At 60.2% G+C, this 6,276-nt stretch carries 9 protein-coding genes and 1 pseudogene; all 10 read right to left on the bottom strand.

From position 1 onward, the window contains the following. Nucleotides 1-120 precede the first annotated feature (120 nt). The gene (locus NKJ17_RS33340) at nucleotides 121-339 is read right to left on the bottom strand and encodes a helix-turn-helix transcriptional regulator (RefSeq protein ID WP_023730016.1); all 219 of its coding nucleotides are present in this window, start codon (nucleotides 337-339) and stop codon (nucleotides 121-123) included. A 168-nt stretch (nucleotides 340-507) separates the two neighbouring features. After that, entirely contained in the window at nucleotides 508-1,056 is a 549-nt protein-coding gene (locus NKJ17_RS33335; RefSeq protein WP_352691953.1) for a UPF0149 family protein, read from the bottom strand. A 47-nt stretch (nucleotides 1,057-1,103) separates the two neighbouring features. Continuing rightward, the gene (locus NKJ17_RS33330) at nucleotides 1,104-1,196 is read right to left on the bottom strand and encodes a hypothetical protein (protein WP_352691952.1); all 93 of its coding nucleotides are present in this window, start codon (nucleotides 1,194-1,196) and stop codon (nucleotides 1,104-1,106) included. Beyond that, nucleotides 1,157-2,682: pseudogene (gene tnpC / locus NKJ17_RS33325) on the bottom strand (IS66 family transposase). The gene NKJ17_RS33330 and the pseudogene tnpC overlap by 40 nt, the downstream one beginning before the upstream one ends. Before the next feature lie 71 nt (nucleotides 2,683-2,753). Beyond that, nucleotides 2,754-3,104 carry an IS66 family insertion sequence element accessory protein TnpB gene (gene tnpB / locus NKJ17_RS33320; protein WP_214393793.1) on the bottom strand — a complete coding sequence of 117 codons (351 nt, stop codon included), beginning with the start codon at nucleotides 3,102-3,104 and terminating at the stop codon, nucleotides 2,754-2,756. Next, complete coding sequence (gene tnpA / locus NKJ17_RS33315; RefSeq protein WP_352691950.1) at nucleotides 3,101-3,511, bottom strand: IS66-like element accessory protein TnpA; 411 nt, start codon at nucleotides 3,509-3,511, stop codon at nucleotides 3,101-3,103. The genes tnpB and tnpA overlap by 4 nt, the downstream gene beginning before the upstream one ends. A 226-nt stretch (nucleotides 3,512-3,737) precedes the next feature. Next, nucleotides 3,738-3,878 carry a hypothetical protein gene (locus tag NKJ17_RS33310; protein WP_352691948.1) on the bottom strand — a complete coding sequence of 47 codons (141 nt, stop codon included), beginning with the start codon at nucleotides 3,876-3,878 and terminating at the stop codon, nucleotides 3,738-3,740. Between the two features lie 97 nt (nucleotides 3,879-3,975). Beyond that, nucleotides 3,976-4,404: a hypothetical protein gene (locus NKJ17_RS33305; RefSeq protein ID WP_352691947.1), complete on the bottom strand. Its 429-nt coding sequence runs from the start codon at nucleotides 4,402-4,404 to the stop codon at nucleotides 3,976-3,978. Next, complete coding sequence (locus tag NKJ17_RS33300) at nucleotides 4,401-4,760, bottom strand: hypothetical protein (RefSeq protein ID WP_352691945.1); 360 nt, start codon at nucleotides 4,758-4,760, stop codon at nucleotides 4,401-4,403. Before NKJ17_RS33300 ends, NKJ17_RS33305 begins: the two co-directional genes overlap by 4 nt. A 13-nt stretch (nucleotides 4,761-4,773) precedes the next feature. Beyond that, the gene (locus NKJ17_RS33295) at nucleotides 4,774-6,090 is read right to left on the bottom strand and encodes an amidohydrolase family protein (RefSeq protein ID WP_352691944.1); all 1,317 of its coding nucleotides are present in this window, start codon (nucleotides 6,088-6,090) and stop codon (nucleotides 4,774-4,776) included. Nucleotides 6,091-6,276: the final 186 nt, after the last annotated feature.

The following is a 6,276-nucleotide window of genomic DNA, read 5'->3' as shown; positions in this document are numbered from 1 at the left end:
GCGTCGGGGCTGCGTCATGCCCCGACCCGCCCGCCTCCGGCGGCGCGGGGGCGCTCCCGCCCCGGGGCGGGCGCGCGCCGCGCCCCCCGGGCCAGTAGCAATTACTTGGAAGTGGGTGCGTCAGGCCTGTTTGTCGGGCCGAACCAGATCCGTGTGGCTGACGCCGAGGGCCAATGCCAGTTCATAGATCGTGATGATCGTCGGATTTCTTCGGCCCTTCTCCAAGCCGCTGATGTACTGCTGGCTGAACCCGGAAATCTCGGCAAGCTGCTCCTGGGTCAGACGCTTCCTTAGCCTGATCCTCTGCACATTACGTCCGACCAACCTGCGCATATCCATGCACGACAGCCAGCGGATTAGGCAGCTTGAGTTTATCAACTATAATATGTAATCCACATCGAGCATCTAAATCGCTGGCGGAGGGGCTTCAGTAAGCGGTGCGCCAAGGCACCTTTCCCGAAATCGCCTTGATGGTTAGTCTCTCGTTCGTCGGCGCGCCGGCGCCGATCACTCCGAGTCATAATGGGTGACGTAGTGGAGTTCGCGCAGAGCGGGGATGACGAGGGCGATGTCTTTGTACGCCTCGTGCTCGATGAAGTGCGCGGTCTCGGGTCCTGGCCTGGGCTTGCCGAGGACGGGCCTCCCCTTTTTGTCGACGCAGTAGATCAGGATCGGCAGCAGCAGGCCGTGATGGGGGTTGTTGAGGTCGAGTAGCCGTTTCCATTTTTTGATGTTGAGATTCATGGCCGCGTAGAACCCCTGGCACCACGGCCGGGCGTCAATGCCGCCCCTGGGCTTGGTGGCGAATCGGGGCGCATAATCCTGCGGTCTGTCGAAGAGCGTCTCGTTGATCCGGTTGTGGATCCTGGCGACGCTGGCAAACACGGCCCGATCTGTTGCAGAGCCTTTGGCCAAGACGTCGCGCGGCAACCCCATGAGCGGGCACATCCAGTCTTGCGGGTCCGGGAACCGCGGCCCGGTGACCGCTGCCGTTACGAAGCCATCCAGCGCCGACATGGTCCGCACCAGCGGGCGACGGTTGATCTTGACGGCCATCCAGGCCTCGAGCGCCTCGTCCGACAGCGCCATGTCATCGATCGCGCTCATGCCGCCAAGGAGAGTTGCATCGCTTGGCGGCGCACCCAATTCCACGGCATCAGTTCGTCCCAGCGCGAGGCTGGCCAGTCGTTCTGGATGCGCTCGGTGACATCGGCCATGTAGGCTTCGGCATGCCGCAGAGCTTGCAGGTCGCAATGATGCTGAGCACGACCGCCGACCGCTCGGCCGCGGCGAAGCTGCCCGAGAAAAGCCAATTGCGCCTGCCGACCGTAAATCCGCGAATGGCGCGCTCCGCGATGAGGTTGTCGGGCTCGAGCTGGCCATCATAGAGGAAGCGATTGAACGCGCGCCATCGCCTGGTGCCATAGGCGAAGGCCTTCGCGATATCGGCATGGCGCGACAAACCCTTGCCCTGGCGCATGAGCTGTCGTCGCAGCGCGCGGACCAGTGGTCGGGTCCGCCTTCGTCGTGCGGCCAATCGCTCGGCGGGCGGCAGCCCCCGTATCTCTTCCTCGATCCAGTAGATCGCCTGGATACCGGCCATCGCCGTCGTGCTGAGCTCGGTCGGCTGGCTGTCGTGAACGTCGAATATCTTGCGACGCAGATGGGCCAGGCAGGCAGCTTCTCGAATGGCGCCACCCTTATAGAGCTGGTTGTAGCCGCTGAAACCGTCAGCCTGGAGCGTCCGGGTAAATCCGGCGAGCTCGCTCATAACGCTCTCGCCGGCGCGGCCCATGGTGGCGCGATACCAGGCGATCGGTGGCTCCTGCGAACCCGAGTTGCGATCGTCGGCAACGTAAACCCAGAGCGCGCCCTTGTGTGTCCTGCCGTTGCCGGGCGCCAGGATCGGAAGCCGCGTGTCGTCGGTGTGGATCTTGGTTCGGGTACGGCCGATCTCACGGATGCGGTTGTAGATCGGATCGAGAAGGCGGCGGCGTAGCCGGCGCTGCGCGCAAGCGTCGATCGCTCGATATCGACGCCCTTGGCGGCCATCATCTGTACCTGACGGTAGAAGGGCAGATAATAACCCCACTTGGCCATCATGATATGGGCAAGCGCGGCATAGCTGAGCTTGCCGCGTGCAATGGCCTTGGCTGGTGCCGGCGCCTGGATGATTTTATCGCAGGTCCGGCAGCTGTACTTGGGTCGAACGGTCTCCATCACCTGCCAGGCTTGGGCGACCAGATCGAGCATCTCCTCACTATCTTGGCCCATGGCGCGCATGTCGCCGCCGCAGCCCGGGCAGCATGCGCAAGAGGGCTCGCGAACGATCCGCTTGCGCGGCAGGTTCGGATTGAGCTTGCGCACCGGCAACACCCGGACCTTGTCGGTGTCAGCGACGATAGGCAGTTCGAGATCGGGCGCGCTGGCGGCGAAATCGGTCTCGAGAGCTTCGAGTTCAAGCCGCATCTGGTCCAGCTTCTCGGAGGAGCGGCCGAAGGCTTTGCGGTTGAAGCGATCGATCCGCAGCTGCAGGCGCTGGATGCGAAGTGCGGCCTCGGCGCGCTCTCTTCGCAACTGCTCATCCCGTTCGGCGATGGTGGTGTCACGGGCACAAACGGCCGCCTCCAGAGTGGCGATCCGGGCGAGGAAATCAGCGATTGAGGGAGCTTGTTCCGACACCCAAATTACATACCCGAAAGACCTCGTCTACGGAAGCAAAATCGACACAAAATCGATGAGAACGGCCGAATTTAGCCGGCCAGACGCGGTCGATAAATCTTGTTCGGCCGGCGCCAATCGATCCCGTCCAAAAGTAGCGAAAGCTGTGCCTTGGTGAGCGACACGGTCACCTGATCCTTGGTGGTCGGCCAGGCGAAACAACCATCGGAAAGGCGTTTTGTAAAAAGGCAGAACCCCTGGTCGTCATGCGCTAGAATCTTGATGATATGACCCTTGCGTCCACGGAAGCAGAAGATCGCGCCAGTGTGCGGGTCGAGCGCGAGCACCTGCTGCACCATCCGCGCCAGGCTGTTGATCCCGCGGCGCATATCGGTCTCACCGCAGCAAAGGTAAATCCGGTCGGTCGGCACCACCGTGATCACCTGGTCAACTCCGCCAGGACGATACGCAGCGCTGTCGGATCGACGGTCCCGTCGATCCGCAATCGCGCGCGGTTCGGAAAGGCCACGACGATCCTGCCGGCCGGATCCGGGCAATCGGCGACGGGACGCTCGACCTCGGGCAGATCGTTCACTTCGATCCGCGCGAAAGTTGCCACCGCCCGGTCGGCCTCGAGCTCGCCGCCGGCCATCTGCTTGCGCCAGGCATAGAGCTGTGACGGAGCTACACCGAACGCCTCCGCGACCTCGGTCACCGACGACCCCGCCGCGCTCGCCAGATCGACCAACGCGCGCTTCTCCGTGCAACTCCACAGCCTTCGTTGCCGCACGCGCCCGGGCACCGTTGTAAGATCTTCGGCCGCCGCGGCGCCGCTTAACTCGGCGACCATATCGCCCGTTGCATGTTCCAATGTCATGGCGCGAAAACTCCATGTTCATCGGCCTCTTGCAAGGTGCCCTGGCGCACCGCTTACTCTGATGAGGCAAGAGGGTTTGTCGGTTTGATTGTCGCGGCGCGTCAATCAGCGAGGCTGTTGGCGGGTGTGGCATAGGACGCGGGGCGTCCCGGGCCACGCTTTCGCTCCATGGCCTCGCGGTGCCTGTAGCTCTCGACATTCATCCGAAGATGGTTTTGCTCATCCCGCCGAGCTTGGACGCCAGGCATTCGCCAGCCGATGCCTTCGAGCAGAAGCCAAGCTGAGCGGGCATCACCACCGTGCCGTCGGCCGCCGAGGGCCAGATGAAGCGGCCGCGCAAGGACCCTGGCCGTCTTGCCAGACCTTCATCAGCCCTCCCTGCCGCCGGGGGACACAGAACAAATGACCGCTGTGCGGATCGAGCTTCAATTGCACCGTCAGCGACAGGCCGGGAAGTCCTTGCGCATATCCGTATAGCCAGTGTGGCGAGCCACACCTTCACACCGCTCGGGATCGAGATCATCGCCGCTCCAGAGCGCCTCACTATCGAGATCACTCTCGACCCGCAGGCGGCGGGCGCCGCCAAGCTCGATCGTCACAGTGCTGCTCTTCTTGCGCGATCGGGATATCGGTGATTGCGTTGCCTCGACGACCTCCACGGGAACAAGATGCGGCACGGACGGCGCGAAATCTGGCAGAGTTCCTTGCGCCACCGGAAAACCTGGCTCACATGAAGGCCAGCCGATCGCGCGATCTCGGAAACACTGACCCGGCTTAAACGCCGCGGCGACCAGCCGCTCCTTCTCGTCCCGAGACCAGCGCCAGCGCCGCTCGACCGACGTGTCTTCAATCTGATGCTTCGTCACAGGGCTACTCCTAGTGCTTGCACCAGGACCTTGCAGCCTTCAGCCTGCCTCAGCAGGCGGCCAACTCCGTGGGGATACCATAAACCTCGAAAAACCCGCCGAAAAATCCGCCTTGCCGCCCTGTAAGTCGAGATGCCGATATTGTCGCCTTCCCGCGCACGAGACGGCACCGGTGCCGCTGCGATCAGCGCCTCGCAGGGGGCGAGTTCCACGATCCGCCTCAAATAGATGACCGCCGCCAGATAACCGATAGCTCCACGACGCTCAAAGTCACGAGAGATAAAAATAAGGCGATCCTCATCTGTCAGCTGTATGAAGGCTCGATGCCCCAAAGCGTCCAGCTTATCGCGACCCACTAACGCCTGCAGTTCACGGATCTACACCACAGGGGTTGTTCGGGAAGAATTGGTGCGCATTCCCTCGCATGATCTGTTCGATCAGCGTCGGCATGTCCTCGGCAGCGAGCCACCCGCTCGCCACGAGTTGGTGCACAGCCTCGACGATACCGCGCCGTGCCAAAATAGCATGCCCGTAAATGGGTTCCGCGGCTACAAGGTCCCCACCAAACGTAAAGATCTTGTTCGATGGTACTGCGACCAAAAAGTCGGTCAAAAAGCGGGTACTCGCGACAGGATTTAGCATCCATGCCCAGCACATATCGATGTAAGCATTTGTGTATTGCTTCGCAAGCGCAATAAACTCATGTTCATACGGGTACCCTATATGCATCAACACGAAGTTTACGTCCGGATAGTCCTGCAACAAGCGACATAGGTCAGATGCATTGCGTCGGACGCGGTCAACTTGCATGACGCCGACTGAAGCCAAATATCCGGTGTGTAACTTCACCGGCAAGCCATACTCTTCAGCCTTGCCTATGCAATACCGAAAGAGAAAATCTTGAACCGCTTTCAGATCATCTGCGCCAAGCGAATGGCGAGCCCCAGTAAGATCCGCTTGGTTCGGGAAAAGGCGAGCGGCAAGACTTTTAGTCACTGGAGCGAAATCCAAGGCACGAGTGTACGCAATCTGGCACTTCACCGCCACGGCCTTGGAACCGTACCTTCGGAAATAGTCATCGATAATCGAAAGCCATTCGTCGAGCGAGCTCGGGCGTGAACCCGTTTCTTCCTCGATCCGCACGAAATCCGCGGCACTGCACCGACAAAGACTTAGAATGCTGAGGTCTTGCGCGAGGATATTAGGTGTAGCACTCTCTATGAACGAACTTTGCAACGCGTTTACGTGGCAAAATTCTATATTCGAACGCCTTAGAATATCCGTGTAAAAGCCAGGCCTAACGAACTCGTGGTACTTTTCCGCAATCTGCGGAAACGTATCGCTTGTAAGATCGATTTCGCCGTAAAGACCACGAAAAGTGTGACGAATCGCCAGTCCGTAACCCGTATTCTTTATCCGCTTCCAGTACGGAGCCACTAGGAGATATTTTTCTTCACTCCTGAGGTTGGGGTTTAAGAAGCTTTGAAAGTCTTTCTGTGGCATACCGCAGACAACAAGGTCCTCCGCAGCATAGTCTTGGAAGAGATAAGACCAATCGTTCGACTGGAAAAATCTCGGGTGTACGACTCCCTCGACGCGCTGCCGCTCTTCGATCAAATGCTCGTGAGTATCCACAAAGGGGGTCTGCTCAACGCATTCGCGGATTTTATGGCGGAGGTCAGGCATTCAAGTTTCCTCGGATCAAGTACTGCTCCAGGTCGAACCCACTTCGGCGTCGATCAATGTTTTGGGTAGGATCACCACTTGCTAAGCCTACCGGCTGATAAGTTGATCGACGCCGAACTCCGCCTACTCCCAAGGAGGCGAGTACAGGAGTCCGCCGTTAAGCCATGAGGCATTGGGGGTGCCGGT

The sequence above is a fragment of the Mesorhizobium sp. M0208 genome (genome assembly GCF_040322015.1).
Lineage (GTDB): Bacteria > Pseudomonadota > Alphaproteobacteria > Rhizobiales > Rhizobiaceae > Mesorhizobium.
The sequence above is the reverse complement of the archived record's forward strand: the minus strand, read 5'-3'. Positions and strand labels throughout refer to the sequence as shown.

Excerpts from the sequence above, each read along its gene's own strand:
- NKJ17_RS33335 (WP_352691953.1), bottom strand. The coding sequence starts at position 1,056 with ATGGCCGTCAAGATCAACCGTCGCCCGCTGGTGCGGACCATGTCGGCG.
- NKJ17_RS33295 (WP_352691944.1), bottom strand. The coding sequence starts at position 6,090 with ATGCCTGACCTCCGCCATAAAATCCGCGAATGCGTTGAGCAGACCCCC.
- tnpA (WP_352691950.1), bottom strand. The coding sequence starts at position 3,511 with ATGGTCGCCGAGTTAAGCGGCGCCGCGGCGGCCGAAGATCTTACAACG.
- NKJ17_RS33340 (WP_023730016.1), bottom strand. The coding sequence starts at position 339 with ATGGATATGCGCAGGTTGGTCGGACGTAATGTGCAGAGGATCAGGCTA.